We start from the raw sequence: 15,018 nt of genomic DNA on the forward strand, positions 1-15,018 counted from the left end.
TCTCGTTGATTCTTAAAGTTTTGCAGACGCACGATGCGCCTTACCTGAAACCTTGAGCAGCCATTGCTAACGTGGTGTCGAGCATTCGGTTAGCAAAGCCCCATTCGTTATCACACCAGACCAGCGTCTTGATAAGGTGTGCGCCACTGACCCTCGTTTGCGTGCCATCGACGATGGCGCTGTGCGGGTCGTGGTTAAAATCTACTGAGACCAACGGTAATTCCGTATAGTCAACTATACCATGAAATGCCCCCTGTGCCGCTTTTTGCAGCAACAGGTTGACTTCACAGGCTTTTACCGGTTTTTTCACCGTCACGCTAAGGTCGATCGCGGTGACGTTGATCGTCGGGACGCGCACGGCAATCGCCTCAAAACGATCGTTGAACTGCGGAAAAATTCGGGTAATCCCAGCAGCCAGCTTTGTATCCACCGGAATGATTGACTGGCTCGCTGCACGCGTGCGCCGTAAATCCGGGTGGTAAGCGTCAATGACCTGTTGATCGTGCATGGCGGAGTGAATCGTGGTCACGGTGCCGGACTCAATGCCATACGCATCGTCTAACAGTTTGATGACCGGAATAATGCAGTTGGTGGTACAGGAGGCGTTGGAAACAATGCGATGTTCGGCTTGCAGCTCATGCTGGTTGACGCCAAACACGACGGTCGCGTCGAGGTCGTTACTGCCGGGATGAGAAAACAGGACTTTTTTCGCACCTGCAGAGAGATGCGCTTCGCCATGTTCGCGATTGCCATACACACCGGTACAGTCAAGCACCACATCCACACCCAGTTCACGCCAGGGTAGCCCGGAGATGCTGTTCTCATGCAGCACACGAATAGCGTCATCACCCACAAAAAGCTGATCTCTTTCCTGGCGCACATCCCAGGCAAAGCGTCCGTGGCTGGTGTCATACTTCAACAAATGCGCCATGCCCGCAGCATCCGCCAGTTCATTGATTGCCACCACGGTCATTTCCGCCCGACGTCCGGATTCATACAAAGCACGAACCACATTACGCCCGATGCGACCGAAGCCGTTAATCGCTACGCGTACGGTCATAGATCTCCTGCAAAGCAATCCCTGAGTTTGAGGTGGCTGAAAGAGTAATCCAGCTACGCCCGAAGGGGAATCCTTGCTGTCACAAACTGCGATTGATTGGTCATTTGTCGAACATTTAATCGACTGAAACGCTTCAGCAAGAATAAGCGAATCGGGGAATAAAAGGAATGTCTGTCCAGATGAATAAGCGAGCTATATGACTTGCGTCACATTTTAGGTGGAATAATGCTTACAAAAAAGCCGGGTGGCGCGCTAGCGCTTACCCGGCCTACTTTCGAGCCATTTGTAGGCCCGGTAAGCATAAGCGCCACCGGGCAAAATGGTGATTACAGCAGTTCTTTCGCCTTCGCGACAACGTTCTCAACGGTGAAGCCGAACTCTTCGAACAGCAGTTCTGCCGGAGCAGATTCACCGAAGGTGGTCATACCGACGATAGCGCCGTTCAGGCCCACATATTTGAACCAGTAGTCAGCGATACCCGCTTCCACTGCCACACGGGCGGAAACCGCTTTAGGCAGTACGGATTCACGGTAAGCCGCATCCTGCTTGTCGAACGCGTCGGTAGACGGCATGGAAACCACGCGCGCCTTCACGCCTTCGGCAGTCAGTTTTTCCCATGCAGCAACGGCCAGCTCAACTTCAGAACCGGTAGCGATGAAGATCAGCTCTGGCTGGCCCGCGCAATCTTTCAGCACATAACCGCCGCGCGCGATGTTCGCCAGCTGCTCTGGGGTACGTTCCTGCTGCGCCAGGTTCTGACGGGAGAGGATCAGCGCGGTAGGACCGTCCTGACGCTCAACGCCGTATTTCCACGCTACCGCGGATTCCACCTGGTCACACGGACGCCATGTGCTCATGTTCGGGGTCACGCGCAGGGAAGCCACCTGCTCTACCGGCTGGTGAGTTGGGCCGTCTTCGCCCAGACCGATGGAGTCGTGGGTATAGACCATCACCTGACGCTGTTTCATCAGCGCCGCCATACGCACGGCGTTACGCGCATATTCAACGAACATCAGGAAGGTAGAGGTGTACGGCAGGAAACCACCGTGCAGGGAGATACCGTTGGCAATCGCAGTCATACCGAATTCACGTACACCGTAATGGATGTAGTTACCGGCAGTGTCTTCGTTGATTGGCTTAGAACCGGACCACAGGGTCAGGTTAGATGGTGCCAGGTCAGCGGAGCCGCCGAGGAATTCAGGCAGCAGAGGACCGAACGCTTCAATGGCATTCTGAGACGCTTTACGGCTCGCGATTTTAGACGGGTTCGCCTGCAGCTTAGCGATGAATTCGTTCGCTTTCGCGTCGAAGTCAGACGGCATGTCACCTTTCATACGACGGGTGAATTCAGCCGCTTCCTGTGGGAAGGCTTTCGCGTAAGCAGCGAACTTCTCGTTCCATGCCGCTTCTTTTGCCTGGCCTACTTCTTTTGCATCCCACTGAGCATAGATCTCAGATGGGATTTCGAATGCAGGGTATTTCCAGCCCAGCGCTTCGCGGGTCAGTGCGATTTCCGCGTCGCCCAGCGGCGCGCCGTGGGAGTCGTGCGTACCCGCTTTGTTCGGAGAACCGAAGCCGATGATGGTTTTGCACATCAACAGGGACGGTTTGTCCGTCACTGCGCGCGCTTCTTCTACTGCACGTTTAATCGAGTCAGCATCGTGGCCATCAACGCCACGCACAACGTGCCAGCCGTAGGCTTCGAAACGTGCAGCGGTGTCGTCAGTGAACCAGCCTTCAACGTGACCGTCGATGGAGATACCGTTGTCGTCATAGAACGCAACCAGTTTACCCAGCTTCAGGGTACCTGCCAGGGAGCACACTTCGTGAGAAATGCCTTCCATCATGCAGCCATCGCCCATGAACGCGTAGGTGAAGTGGTCAACGATGTCGTGGCCAGGACGGTTGAACTGCGCCGCCAGGGTCTTCTCAGCAATCGCCATACCCACAGCGTTAGCAATACCCTGACCCAGCGGGCCGGTGGTTGTTTCTACGCCAGCGGTGTAACCCACTTCCGGGTGACCTGGAGTTTTGGAGTGCAGCTGACGGAAGTTTTTCAGCTCTTCGATAGGCAGATCGTAGCCGGTGAGGTGCAGCAGGCTATAGATCAGCATAGAGCCGTGGCCGTTTGACAGCACGAAGCGGTCGCGGTCAGCCCATGACGGGTTCTGCGGGTTGTGGTTCAGGAAATCGCGCCACAGAACTTCGGCGATATCAGCCATACCCATAGGGGCCCCTGGGTGGCCGGATTTGGCTTTCTGTACTGCGTCCATGCTCAGCGCACGAATAGCATTAGCAAGCTCTTTACGTGAGGACATTTTAACTCCAGATCGGACTGTTAAAGGCCATGCCCTTGACGACAGCGCGTTTTGGGCTACGCCGGAAAAAAGTGCCAACAATGTAACCCAAGCCGCAAGTCATGTACATGGAGCATTCTTTTGCTTGTTAAGAAATCTCTGGATCATGCTCGCATGTTGCGCAATCTGCTCGCCCGGCCCTGTAGATATTCCTTATACTTAGCCCAACACCGGCTTCGCTGACGGTGCACTTTTCGGATTTTATTCAGATTAACGAGTACGGAAGCAACCTCATGAAAATGCGTGCAATAGTGCTGGCCCTGGGTACAACGCTCCTGCTGAGCGGCTGTCAGAATATGGATTCTAACGGTCTGATGACGTCAGGCGCAGAGGCTTTTCAGGCCTATTCCCTGAGCGATGCGCAGGTAAAAGCGCTGAGCGACCAGGCCTGTAAAGATATGGACGGAAAAGCCACGCTTGCGCCGGCTAACAGTACCTACACGCAGCGTCTGAATAAGATTGCTTCCGCGCTGGGCGATAACATCAACGGCCAGCCGGTGAACTACAAGGTGTACATGGCGAAAGACGTCAACGCCTTCGCGATGGCAAACGGCTGTATCCGCGTTTACAGCGGGCTGATGGACATGATGACCGACAACGAAGTGGAAGCGGTTATCGGCCATGAAATGGGCCACGTTGCCCTGGGCCACGTGAAGAAAGGGATGCAGGTAGCCCTGGGCACCAATGCCATTCGCGCAGCGGCAGCCTCTGCAGGCGGTATCGTTGGCAGCCTGTCGCAGTCACAGCTGGGCGACGTAGGTGAAAAGCTGGTGAACTCTCAGTTCTCCCAGCGTCAGGAGTCCGAAGCGGATGACTACTCCTACGATCTGTTGCGCAAACGCGGCATTAATCCATCCGGTTTAGCCACCAGCTTCGAAAAACTGGCCAAGCTGGAAGCGGGACGTCAAAGCTCCATGTTTGACGATCACCCTGCCTCAGAAGAGCGCGCACAGCATATTCGCGACCGTATGGCCGCAGACGGAATTAAATAATTTCAGAAGGAGGCAGTTTTGCCTCCTTTTTATTTCGCATGAATTGTTAACTTAACAGCACGTATCGATAACACCCCTGAAAGCCCCGCCAAATCTGCCCTATCACATCGAAACACCTGGTCACATAATTATTGCAAAGGTCACTTTTTCCGGTAATTATCCCCCCTGCAGTTATTCAATTAATATATCCAGACAGAGACGTTCCCTCCGTGAAAAAAGAATTATCATTAATTGCTTTAAGTTTATTTGCCGCATTACCTGCCGCTGCAAGCCAGCAATCCGACAGCCAGGGTTTTATTGACGACAGCCATCTGGACCTGTTTTTACGCAATGCGTATATCAGCCGTGATTATCATCAGGGCCAGCAGGACAAAGCCGAATGGGGTCAGGGGATCATCGCCACGTTTGCATCCGGCTATACTGAAGGACCGGTTGGCTTTGGTGTGGACGGTATTGCTCAATACGGCGTGCGCCTGGACGGCGGCCGCGGCAAGAGCGGCGCGGGCGGCATCGACTTCTTTAAGCAGGAAAACGACGGCCGGGCAAAATCCGATCTGGCAAAGTTTGGCGCAACCGCCAAAATGCGCATCTCGAATACCGTACTGAGCTACGGGAATCAGCGACCAGAATTGCCTATCGTGAATGCCGACAGCTCCCGCCTGCTGTTTGAAAGCTATACCGGCACCATGCTGACCTCAAAAGAGATCGATGGTCTGGAAATCAACGCTGGTTATTTCACGGACGAGCAGCGTAAAAGTGACGACCGCCACGACAGCGGGCTGAAGAGCCTCTCCTTCGGCGGCGCGAGCTACCAGTTCAACGACCAGTTCAGCGGCGCGTTTTACGCCTCTCACAATGAAGAGGTGATGAACAAGCAATATCTGGGCCTGAACTTCAAACAGCCGTTCAGCACCGGGCAGCAGCTGGTGCTCGACTTCAACGGTTATAACTCCCGTCTGGACCAGAGTTATGCGGACAGCCTCGACACGGGCCGCAGCAACGCTATCTGGAGCCTGGCGGCGAGCTACATCTGGGATATTCACACGTTCAAAGTGGCGTACCAGCAGAGCAGCGGCAGCACCGGCTACAACTACGGCGGCTACCGCGACCAGGGCGGCGTGGGTGATGGCGGTAACACCATCTGGCTGGCAAACTCCTACTGGTCTGATTTTAACGGCGAAGATGAACGTTCCTGGCAGGCATCCTACGGTCTGGACTTTGGTGGCCTTGGCCTGCCGGGTCTCAGCTGGACCACCGCCTACGTGCGCGGGGACAACATCAAAACCGCAGAAACCAGCAACGGCAAAGAGCACGAGTGGTTTAATCAGATCCAGTACCAGGTGCAGGAAGGCCCGGCGAAGGATCTGAAACTGAAACTGCGCTATTCCGTACTGCGCGTCTCCAGCAACGCCAGCGATTATAACGTGGGTGGGGACGAGATCCGCGCTTACGTGGAATACCCGTTTAACGTGTTTTAAAGGCAATAAAAAACCTCTCCAGGGAGAGGTTTTTTTTACGCCAGAAGAGGCTTATTCGCCTTTTTTGGCTGCCTGGATGTAGAGCATTTCCAGTGCCAGGGTCGCTGCGGCCAGCGCAGTGATCTCGGACTGGTCATACGCAGGCGCCACTTCCACCACGTCCATCCCGACAATGTTGAGATCCTTCAGGCCGCGCACCAGCTTGATAGCACGGTCTGAGGTCAGGCCGCCGATCACCGGCGTACCGGTACCCGGTGCAAATGCCGGATCCAGGCAGTCGATGTCGAAGGTCAGATACACAGGCATATCACCCACGATCTGCTTCACCTGCGCGAGGATGTCATCAACACCGCGATCGTTAACCTGACCCGCATCCAGCACGGTGAAGCCGTTGTCTTTGTCGAATTCAGTGCGAATACCGATCTGCACGGAGTGGTTCGGGTCGATCAGACCTTCGTTCGGCGCGGTGAAGAACATGGTGCCGTGGTCAAACTCACAGCCGTTGGCGTAGGTGTCGGTGTGGGCATCGAAGTGCACCAGCGCCATTTTACCAAAGTGCTTCGCGTGGGCGCGCAGCAGCGGCAGGGTCACGAAGTGGTCGCCGCCGAAGGAGAGCATGCGCTTACCGGCAGCCAGCAGCTTCTCGGCGTGGGCCTGCAGCTTTTCGCTCATCTCACGCGCGTCGCCAAAGGCATACACCAGGTCACCGCAGTCCACAACGTTCAGGCGCTCGCGCATGTCGAAGTTCCACGGGAAACGGTTGTGCTCCCAGGCCAGGTTAGTGGAAACCTGACGGATCGCCGCCGGGCCATGACGCCCACCCGCACGGCCTGACGTTGCCATGTCGAACGGCACGCCGGTGATCACCCAGTCCGCATCACTGTCGTACGGCTGGAAGTTCATCGGAAGGCGTAAAAAACCAAAAGCGTTAGATACCAGAGAGTTATCGTACTGATGACCTAAAGTGCTCATGTCCTGACCTCTTTTAAAGTCGATACATTAAAAACAGATGAAAAAAATCCCCTCCGCGTCGTTAAACCCGACGAGGAAGGGATTGATTCGTAAATCGCTAATTGGGGCGAATTATCGCCGGTAATGCACACGGGTTCAAGAGAGTATAGCATTATGCCGGAAGGCGGCTTCGCCTTATCCGGCCTACATTCGTAGGCCCGGTAAGCGCAGCGCCACCGGGCATCAGCGACTATTCGTCTTCCAGGTACGTATAACCGTACAGACCCGCTTCAAACTCCTCCAGGAACTGCTGCTGCAGCGCATCGTCCAGCCCGGTGTTTTTCACCTGGTCGCGGAACTGCGTGAGCAGGGTTTTCGGATCCAGCTGAACGTATTCCAGCATGTCCGCCACGGTATCCCCTTCGTCAGACAGCTCAACTTCCACGCTGCCATCAGGGAAGACAAACACGTCGACCGCCTCGGTATCGCCGAACAGGTTGTGCATGTTGCCGAGGATCTCCTGATACGCGCCGACCATAAAGAAGCCCAGCATTGGCGGGTTCTCCGGGTCGTATTCCGGCATTGGCATCGTCGTGGCGATACCGTCGCCGTCCACGTAGTGGTCGATGGCGCCGTCAGAGTCGCAGGTGATGTCCAGCAGCACCGCGCGACGTTCCGGGGCATGATTCAATCCTTCCAGCGGCAGAACCGGGAACAGCTGATCGATACCCCAGGCATCCGGCATCGACTGGAACAGCGAGAAGTTGACGTAAATCTTATCCGCCATACGCTCCTGCAGCTCGTCGATTATCGGACGGTGGGCGCGGTTGCTCGGGTCGAGCTGCTTCTGCACTTCATGGCACATATTCAGATAGAGCTGCTCTGCCCACGCGCGCTCCTGCAGGCTGAAGGTGCCTGAAGAGTAGCCGACGTGAATGTCGTGCAGATCCATCTGGCTGTCGTGAAGCCATTCGCGCAGGGAACGACGCGTGCCGGGCTCGTGCATCTCCTGCCAGGTTTCCCACATGCTTTGCAGGGAACGCGGGGCATCGTCTGCCGGCGGCGTCGCTTCGGTGGTTTCGCTGCGCTCAACGCCGATAATGTTAGAGACCAGCACCGTATGGTGCGCGGTCACCGCGCGACCGGATTCGGTAATCACCGTCGGGTGCGGCAGGCCGTTCTCTTCACAGGCGTCGCCGATCGCCCAGATGATGTTGTTCGCGTATTCGTTCAGGCCGTAGTTCACGGAACAATCAGATTGTGAGCGGGTCCCTTCATAGTCCACGCCCAGGCCGCCGCCCACGTCGAAGCACTGAATATTCACGCCAAGCTTGTGCAGTTCAACGTAGAAACGCGCCGACTCTCGCACGCCGGTGGCGATATCACGAATGTTGGCCATCTGCGAGCCGAGGTGGAAGTGCAGCAGCTGAATGCTGTCCAGACGACCACGCTCGCGCAGAATTTCTACCAGCTGCAGCACCTGGTTGGCCGCCAGGCCGAACTTGGATTTTTCACCGCCGGAGGACTGCCATTTTCCGGAACCCTGTGACGCCAGACGCGCACGCACGCCAAGGCGCGGCACCACGTTCAGACGCTCGGCTTCTTCCAGCACGATGGCGATTTCAGTCATCTTCTCGATAACCAGATAGACCTTGTGGCCCATCTTCTCGCCAATCAGCGCCAGACGAATGTATTCACGGTCTTTATAGCCGTTACAGACGATCACTGAACGGGTCATCCCCGCATGCGCCAGCACGGCCATCAGTTCCGCTTTGGAACCTGCCTCCAGCCCCAGCGGCTCGCCGGAGTGGATCAGCGATTCAATCACGCGGCGGTGCTGGTTTACCTTGATCGGGTAAACCAGGAAGTAGTCGCCTTTATAGCCGTAGGATTCACGCGCGCGTTTGAACGCGGCGTTAATCGAACGCAGGCGATGTTGCAGGATCTGCGGAAAGCAGAACAGTGCAGGCAAACGCTGGCCCTGAGCCTCACGGGCTTTCACCAGTTTGGCGAGATCCACGCGCGCTTCAGGGACGTCCGGATCCGGGCAGACGCTGATGTGGCCCAGTTCGTTGACGTCGTAGTAGTTATTGCCCCACCAGGCAATATTGTAAGTGCGCAGCATCTTGCTGGCTTCCTCGGAGCTCATCGCAACCTCCTGCATAGAACGTAGTACACCCTGTTCGCCCGCTGACGAAGGCGAAAAAGAAGACATGTCGTCAGACATAGCGAACCTCAACTCTTTGTATTAAGTGTAAAACAGTTGACTACTATCGCAGCGTTATACGGCGATAACAACCCATAAACGGCTCCGTTTCCCAGCAGAGTATGCTGAAATCCAGACCGTGCGACCGGTTTCTTATTCATATCATTGTAAAACACGTATCCGAACTCTGTATGACAAGGTTCGGCGAAACCACGAGAAAACTCTTGTATTAACAAGAGCGCCCTTGTTCAGTTTTCACAAAGCGTGACCGGCCCTGGAATCCTGAGAAGCGCCGAGATGGGTATAACATCGGCAGGTTTGCAGACTAGAAATGCGGGTTGCGGGAATCAAATGCGCGCCAGAACGGCTGCGCTGAATTAGCGGAAAACGATGGTTCATTATCTCGTATCACCTCCACGGCCGCCTCTGCTGAAACGGACCCCAAGCCAAAGCTAAAAGTTCACTGCTTTACCCGGCTGGAAGTGGCGACACGATGAGTTCATCGAGCGCTTATTTTATATGAGCCGCGCGCCGCGTTTTATACCGAGAAGGGGGCTAAAAAGCAAAACAAAAATGCGCGTGTTGCCAGCACCGTCAGGAATTTTTGCCAGCAGCAATTTCAACTGAGTGAGAGATGAGTCAAAAAAAACTGGAAATCGGGTGAAGAAGTGACCTAAAATAGCCATCCAGATGTTAATCCATCTATACTGATTAACACTCATACTGCCAGTGTCAAAAACCTGCAGGCCTTGGTAGAATTATCTCCTTTGGCTATTCCACACAGCAGCTTGAGCTAACCAAATTCCTCTTAGGTGAAATAAAACATGGCAAAACACCTGTTTACGTCCGAGTCCGTATCAGAAGGACATCCTGATAAAATTGCTGACCAAATCTCCGATGCGGTGCTGGATGCGATCCTCGCGCAGGATCCAAAAGCGCGCGTCGCGTGTGAAACCTATGTCAAAACCGGCATGGTTCTGGTTGGCGGTGAGATCACCACCAGCGCATGGGTTGATATCGAAGAGATCACCCGTAACACGGTGCGTGAGATCGGTTATGTGCATTCTGATATGGGCTTTGATGCCAACTCCTGCGCGGTACTGAGCGCAATTGGCAAACAGTCTCCAGACATCAACCAGGGGGTTGACCGTGCCGATCCGCTGGAACAGGGCGCGGGCGACCAGGGCCTGATGTTCGGCTATGCAACCAACGAAACCGACGTGCTGATGCCAGCGCCGGTCACCTACGCACACCGTCTGGTGCAGCGTCAGGCTGAAGTGCGTAAAAACGGCACCCTGCCGTGGCTGCGCCCGGATGCGAAGAGCCAGGTCACCTTCCAGTACGACGACGGTAAAATTGTCGGTATTGACGCGGTGGTTCTGTCTACCCAGCATGCCGAAGATATAGATCAGAAATCCCTGCAGGAAGCAGTGATGGAAGAGATCATCAAGCCGGTTCTGCCAACCGAATGGCTGAGCAGCGCCACCAAATTCTTCATCAACCCAACCGGACGCTTTGTTATCGGCGGCCCAATGGGTGACTGCGGCCTGACCGGTCGTAAAATCATCGTTGATACCTACGGCGGCATGGCGCGTCACGGTGGCGGTGCATTCTCCGGTAAAGATCCATCAAAAGTGGACCGTTCTGCAGCGTACGCGGCACGTTATGTGGCGAAAAACATCGTGGCTGCCGGCCTGGCTGACCGCTGTGAAATTCAGGTTTCCTACGCTATCGGCGTGGCTGAACCCACCTCCATCATGGTGGAAACCTTTGGTACCGAGAAAGTGCCTTCAGAACAGCTGACCCTGCTGGTGCGCGAGTTCTTCGACCTGCGTCCATACGGCCTGATTCAGATGCTGGATCTGCTGCACCCAATCTACAAAGAAACCGCTGCATACGGTCACTTTGGTCGTGAACATTTCCCATGGGAAAAAACCGACAAAGCCGCCCTGCTGCGTGAAGCTGCCGGTCTGAAGTAATCGACTGTCATCGCTTTTAAAAGGCCAGCCTTCGGGCTGGCCTTTTGCATTTGTGCGATCATCCTTGCCCGGCGGCGCTTCGCTTGCACGGGCCTACGAGTTTTGGGCATTTGTAGGCCGGGTAAGGCGCAGCCGCCACCCGGCTGAAAGGTGTACCCTTTGGAACCGATTACACCGCACCGGTACCCCTCCGCTTTCAGACTATTCTCTTTGCATGATCGCCATTCTTCTGCTGTTACATTCCCTTTCAGTTAAGTCTGAAATATCTCCTTTCGCGATGCGCCTCACTTCATTTACCTCTATATTTTCAAAGCTTTAATTTTATTTACGGTTGCACACGAGTGTAACCGATTACACCTATGTGATTAATCTCACATATTTTTACGGGTCGCTCACCTACCCTTACCATCAATAAAACTGATAACCCAACTGGAGGGCATAATGCCTGACAATAAAAAACAGGGGCGTACGTCCAACAAGGCGATGACATTCTTCGTCTGTTTCCTCGCCGCCCTGGCAGGATTACTTTTTGGCCTGGATATCGGCGTGATTGCCGGTGCATTACCTTTCATCACTGACGAGTTTCAGATTAGCGCTCACACCCAGGAATGGGTGGTCAGCTCCATGATGTTCGGTGCGGCCGTTGGGGCCGTCGGCAGCGGCTGGCTCTCCTTCAAGCTCGGACGTAAAAAGAGCCTGATGATTGGCGCGATCCTGTTCGTGGCCGGCTCACTCTTCTCTGCCGCAGCGCCTAACGTTGAGGTTCTGCTGGTTTCCCGCGTGCTGCTCGGTCTGGCCGTGGGCGTGGCGTCCTATACCGCCCCGCTCTACCTGTCTGAAATCGCCCCGGAGAAAATCCGCGGCAGTATGATTTCGATGTACCAGCTCATGATCACCATCGGTATCCTGGGCGCGTACCTTTCCGATACGGCGTTTAGCTACAGCGGCGCATGGCGCTGGATGCTCGGCGTGATCATCATCCCTGCAGTTCTGCTGCTGATTGGCGTCTTCTTCCTGCCGGACAGCCCGCGCTGGTTTGCTGCAAAACGTCGCTTCCACGATGCCGAACGCGTGCTGATGCGCCTGCGCGATACCAGCGCGGAAGCGAAAAACGAGCTGGAAGAGATCCGCGAAAGCCTGAAGGTCAAACAGTCCGGCTGGGCGCTGTTTAAAGAGAACAGCAACTTCCGCCGGGCGGTGTTCCTCGGCGTGCTGCTCCAGGTGATGCAGCAGTTCACCGGGATGAACGTCATCATGTACTACGCGCCCAAAATCTTTGAGCTGGCGGGTTATACCAACACCACCGAGCAGATGTGGGGGACCGTCATCGTGGGTCTGACCAACGTGCTGGCGACCTCTATCGCCATCGGTCTGGTGGACCGCTGGGGACGTAAGCCAACCCTGACGCTGGGCTTCCTGGTGATGGCGGCCGGTATGGGCGTCCTCGGTACCATGATGCATGTGGGCATTCACTCCCCAACCGCCCAGTACTTTGCGGTAGGCATGCTGCTGATGTTTATCGTCGGGTTTGCGATGAGTGCCGGTCCGCTGATCTGGGTTCTGTGCTCTGAGATCCAGCCGCTGAAGGGGCGTGATTTTGGTATCACCTGCTCTACCGCAACCAACTGGATTGCCAACATGATCGTCGGCGCAACGTTCCTGACCATGCTCAACACTCTGGGTAATGCCAATACCTTCTGGGTCTACGCCGGTCTGAACATCTTCTTCATTGTGCTGACTATCTGGCTGGTTCCGGAAACCAAACACGTTTCGCTGGAACATATTGAACGTAACCTGATGAAAGGTCGCCCGCTGCGCGAAATCGGCGCTCACGACTGATCCTCTTGCGGGAGGCGCCTCTTGCGCCTCCCCGCTTCCCGCTTTATGCTCTGCCCCTATGAAAGCTCCCCGTCTCCCCATCGCCATTCAGCAAGCCGTTATGCGCAGCCTGCGGGAAAAACTCGCGCAGGCGAACCTGAAGCTTGGTCGCAATTACCCTGAACCCAAACTCGTCTACCAGCAGCGTGGCACCTCGGCCGGTACCGCCTGGCTGGAATCCTATGAGATCCGCCTGAACCCGGTTCTGATGATGGAAAACCAGCAGGCGTTTATTGATGAGGTGGTGCCGCACGAGCTGGCGCACCTGCTGGTGTGGAAACACTTCGGACGCGTCGCCCCCCACGGCAAGGAGTGGAAGTGGATGATGGAAGCGGTGCTCGGCGTTCCGGCGCGCAGAACCCATCAGTTCGAGCTGGAATCGGTGCGTCGCAATACCTTCCCCTACCGCTGCCAGTGTCAGCAACATCAGCTTACCGTCCGCCGCCATAATCGCGTGGTGCGCGGCGAGGCAACCTACCGCTGCGTGAAATGCGGCGAGCCGCTGATTGCGGAGTAATGACCTGAACTTTCAGGAACTTTCCTGATCTGACTGATTGCATACATGAACAACATTCGTTACGTTGCGGGCTCGTTTTGACACGGAGTGTAAGATGTCCCGTAATTTTTCTCTCGCGGTCGCCTTTCTGACGACGGCGCTCTCAGGCCACGCCCTGGCCGACGGTATCAACAGTTTCTCTCAGGCCAAAGCGGCCGGTGTAAAGGTCAACGCTGACGTACCGGGCGATTTCTACTGCGGCTGTAAAATTAACTGGCAGGGTAAAAAAGGGGTCGTAGACCTTGAGTCCTGCGGCTACAAGGTGCGTAAAAACGAAAACCGCGCCAGCCGTATTGAATGGGAACATGTCGTTCCGGCATGGCAGTTTGGCCACCAGCGCCAGTGCTGGCAGGATGGCGGACGTAAAAACTGCGCCAAAGATCCGGTATACCGCCAGATGGAAAGCGACATGCATAACCTGCAGCCCGCGGTGGGCGAAGTGAACGGCGATCGCGGCAACTTCATGTACAGCCAGTGGAACGGTGGCGAAGGTCAGTACGGCCAGTGCGGTATGAAGATTGATTTTAAAGAGAAAGTCGCCGAGCCCCCTGCCCGCGCGCGCGGCAGCATTGCCCGCACCTATTTCTATATGCGTGACCGTTACGATCTCAACCTCTCCCGCCAGCAGACCCAGTTGTTCAACGCCTGGGACAAGCAATACCCGGTGACGGAGTGGGAATGCCAGCGCGACGAGCGTATCGCCAGAGTCCAGGGGAATCACAACCCTTACGTCCAGCGGGCTTGCCAGGCGCAAAAGAGCTAACCTACACTACGGCAATTCGCTTATATCGCATGACACATGGAATTTCTGACTATGCGCATTCCCCGCATTTACCATCCTGAACTGATTACCGCAGGCCGTGAAATCGCCCTGTCTGATGACGCCGCCAACCACGTTGGCCGCGTGCTGCGCATGGGCGCCGGCCAGGCAATACAATTGTTCGACGGCTCTAACCAGGTTTTCGACGCGGAAATCACGAGGGCGGATAAAAAAAGCGTACACGTGAACGTCCTGCGCGGTGAAGTGGATGACCGGGAATCACCGCTGCATATCCATCTGGGCCAGGTGATGTCGCGCGGCGAGAAAATGGAGTTCACGATTCAGAAATCCATTGAACTGGGTGTAAGCCTCATTACGCCACTTTTTTCTGAGCGCTGTGGCGTTAAACTGGATGCGGAACGTCTGAACAAAAAGATCCAGCAGTGGCAGAAAATTGCCATCGCGGCTTGCGAACAGAGTGGCCGCAACCGTATTCCGGAGATCCGACCGGCGATGGATCTGGAGGAGTGGTGTGCAGAAGAGGACAGTGGGCTGAAGCTCAATCTTCATCCGCGCGCCAGCGCCAGCATCAATACGCTGCCGCTGCCCGTTGAGCGCGTTCGCCTGCTGATTGGCCCTGAAGGCGGCCTGTCGGCGGACGAAATTGCGATGACGGCACGTTACCAGTTTACTGATATTCTGTTGGGACCTCGCGTTCTGCGCACTGAGACAACGGCACTCACGGCCATTACCGCGCTACAGGTACGGTTTGGCGATCTGGGTTGACGCATTATTGGAGAG

13 protein-coding genes are annotated in these 15,018 nt (G+C 55.5%); 7 read left to right on the forward strand and 6 right to left on the reverse strand.

Annotated elements, in window-relative coordinates; genetic code table 11:
* Positions 1 to 40: 40 nt before the first annotated feature.
* On the reverse strand, positions 41 to 1,060 hold the full coding sequence (gene epd, locus FHC52_RS00680) for an erythrose-4-phosphate dehydrogenase (RefSeq protein ID WP_032675470.1): 1,020 nt from the start codon (positions 1,058 to 1,060) through the stop codon (positions 41 to 43).
* A 326-nt stretch (positions 1,061 to 1,386) separates the two neighbouring features.
* Positions 1,387 to 3,378, reverse strand: coding sequence for a transketolase (tkt, locus tag FHC52_RS00685; RefSeq protein ID WP_021242065.1), 1,992 nt, complete (start codon positions 3,376 to 3,378; stop codon positions 1,387 to 1,389).
* A gap of 272 nt (positions 3,379 to 3,650) precedes the next feature.
* On the opposite strand from tkt, the gene FHC52_RS00690 reads away from it, so the two are divergent.
* Positions 3,651 to 4,409, forward strand: a complete 759-nt coding sequence (locus FHC52_RS00690) for a M48 family metallopeptidase (RefSeq protein WP_021242066.1) — start codon at positions 3,651 to 3,653, stop codon at positions 4,407 to 4,409.
* 209 nt (positions 4,410 to 4,618) lie between these two features.
* Entirely contained in the window at positions 4,619 to 5,887 is a 1,269-nt protein-coding gene (locus tag FHC52_RS00695; protein ID WP_126288429.1) for an OprD family outer membrane porin, read from the forward strand.
* A 51-nt stretch (positions 5,888 to 5,938) separates the two neighbouring features.
* On the opposite strand, the gene speB is transcribed toward FHC52_RS00695, so the two are convergent.
* The 4 genes from speB to FHC52_RS00725 all read right to left on the reverse strand — a co-directional run bounded on the left by speB (position 5,939) and on the right by FHC52_RS00725 (position 9,730).
* A complete protein-coding gene (speB, locus tag FHC52_RS00700) occupies positions 5,939 to 6,859 on the reverse strand; it encodes an agmatinase (protein WP_008499737.1) in 921 nt (306 codons plus the stop codon).
* Between the two features lie 229 nt (positions 6,860 to 7,088).
* Complete coding sequence (speA, locus tag FHC52_RS00705; RefSeq protein WP_008499744.1) at positions 7,089 to 9,065, reverse strand: biosynthetic arginine decarboxylase; 1,977 nt, start codon at positions 9,063 to 9,065, stop codon at positions 7,089 to 7,091.
* 8 nt (positions 9,066 to 9,073) lie between these two features.
* The gene (gene yqgB, locus FHC52_RS00710; protein WP_127312443.1) at positions 9,074 to 9,205 is read right to left on the reverse strand and encodes an acid stress response protein YqgB; all 132 of its coding nucleotides are present in this window, start codon (positions 9,203 to 9,205) and stop codon (positions 9,074 to 9,076) included.
* A 354-nt stretch (positions 9,206 to 9,559) separates the two neighbouring features.
* Complete coding sequence (locus FHC52_RS00725) at positions 9,560 to 9,730, reverse strand: hypothetical protein (RefSeq protein WP_045335271.1); 171 nt, start codon at positions 9,728 to 9,730, stop codon at positions 9,560 to 9,562.
* Between the two features lie 138 nt (positions 9,731 to 9,868).
* On the opposite strand from FHC52_RS00725, the gene metK reads away from it, so the two are divergent.
* From metK to rsmE, 5 genes are all read left to right on the forward strand, one after another.
* Positions 9,869 to 11,023 carry a methionine adenosyltransferase gene (metK, locus tag FHC52_RS00730; protein WP_008499745.1) on the forward strand — a complete coding sequence of 385 codons (1,155 nt, stop codon included), beginning with the start codon at positions 9,869 to 9,871 and terminating at the stop codon, positions 11,021 to 11,023.
* Between the two features lie 441 nt (positions 11,024 to 11,464).
* On the forward strand, positions 11,465 to 12,862 hold the full coding sequence (gene galP, locus FHC52_RS00735; RefSeq protein WP_220419856.1) for a sugar porter family MFS transporter: 1,398 nt from the start codon (positions 11,465 to 11,467) through the stop codon (positions 12,860 to 12,862).
* A 58-nt stretch (positions 12,863 to 12,920) separates the two neighbouring features.
* A complete protein-coding gene (locus FHC52_RS00740; RefSeq protein ID WP_039024096.1) occupies positions 12,921 to 13,418 on the forward strand; it encodes a SprT family zinc-dependent metalloprotease in 498 nt (165 codons plus the stop codon).
* A gap of 94 nt (positions 13,419 to 13,512) precedes the next feature.
* Positions 13,513 to 14,220, forward strand: a complete 708-nt coding sequence (endA, locus tag FHC52_RS00745) for a deoxyribonuclease I (RefSeq protein ID WP_021242074.1) — start codon at positions 13,513 to 13,515, stop codon at positions 14,218 to 14,220.
* A gap of 51 nt (positions 14,221 to 14,271) precedes the next feature.
* Positions 14,272 to 15,003 carry a 16S rRNA (uracil(1498)-N(3))-methyltransferase gene (gene rsmE / locus FHC52_RS00750; protein ID WP_021242075.1) on the forward strand — a complete coding sequence of 244 codons (732 nt, stop codon included), beginning with the start codon at positions 14,272 to 14,274 and terminating at the stop codon, positions 15,001 to 15,003.
* Positions 15,004 to 15,018 lie beyond the last annotated feature (15 nt).

Origin of the sequence: Enterobacter sp. EC_64, from assembly GCF_019584165.1 — a bacterium.
Classification (GTDB): Bacteria; Pseudomonadota; Gammaproteobacteria; order Enterobacterales; family Enterobacteriaceae; genus Enterobacter; species Enterobacter roggenkampii.

Coding starts and splice junctions, on each gene's coding strand:
- endA (WP_021242074.1), top strand. CDS start 13,513: ATGTCCCGTAATTTTTCTCTCGCGGTCGCCTTTCTGACGACGGCGCTC.
- FHC52_RS00725 (WP_045335271.1), bottom strand. CDS start 9,730: ATGGCTATTTTAGGTCACTTCTTCACCCGATTTCCAGTTTTTTTTGAC.
- speB (WP_008499737.1), bottom strand. CDS start 6,859: ATGAGCACTTTAGGTCATCAGTACGATAACTCTCTGGTATCTAACGCT.
- speA (WP_008499744.1), bottom strand. CDS start 9,065: ATGTCTGACGACATGTCTTCTTTTTCGCCTTCGTCAGCGGGCGAACAG.
- FHC52_RS00690 (WP_021242066.1), top strand. CDS start 3,651: ATGAAAATGCGTGCAATAGTGCTGGCCCTGGGTACAACGCTCCTGCTG.
- yqgB (WP_127312443.1), bottom strand. CDS start 9,205: ATGAATAAGAAACCGGTCGCACGGTCTGGATTTCAGCATACTCTGCTG.
- epd (WP_032675470.1), bottom strand. CDS start 1,060: ATGACCGTACGCGTAGCGATTAACGGCTTCGGTCGCATCGGGCGTAAT.
- rsmE (WP_021242075.1), top strand. CDS start 14,272: ATGCGCATTCCCCGCATTTACCATCCTGAACTGATTACCGCAGGCCGT.
- metK (WP_008499745.1), top strand. CDS start 9,869: ATGGCAAAACACCTGTTTACGTCCGAGTCCGTATCAGAAGGACATCCT.
- tkt (WP_021242065.1), bottom strand. CDS start 3,378: ATGTCCTCACGTAAAGAGCTTGCTAATGCTATTCGTGCGCTGAGCATG.
- FHC52_RS00740 (WP_039024096.1), top strand. CDS start 12,921: ATGAAAGCTCCCCGTCTCCCCATCGCCATTCAGCAAGCCGTTATGCGC.
- galP (WP_220419856.1), top strand. CDS start 11,465: ATGCCTGACAATAAAAAACAGGGGCGTACGTCCAACAAGGCGATGACA.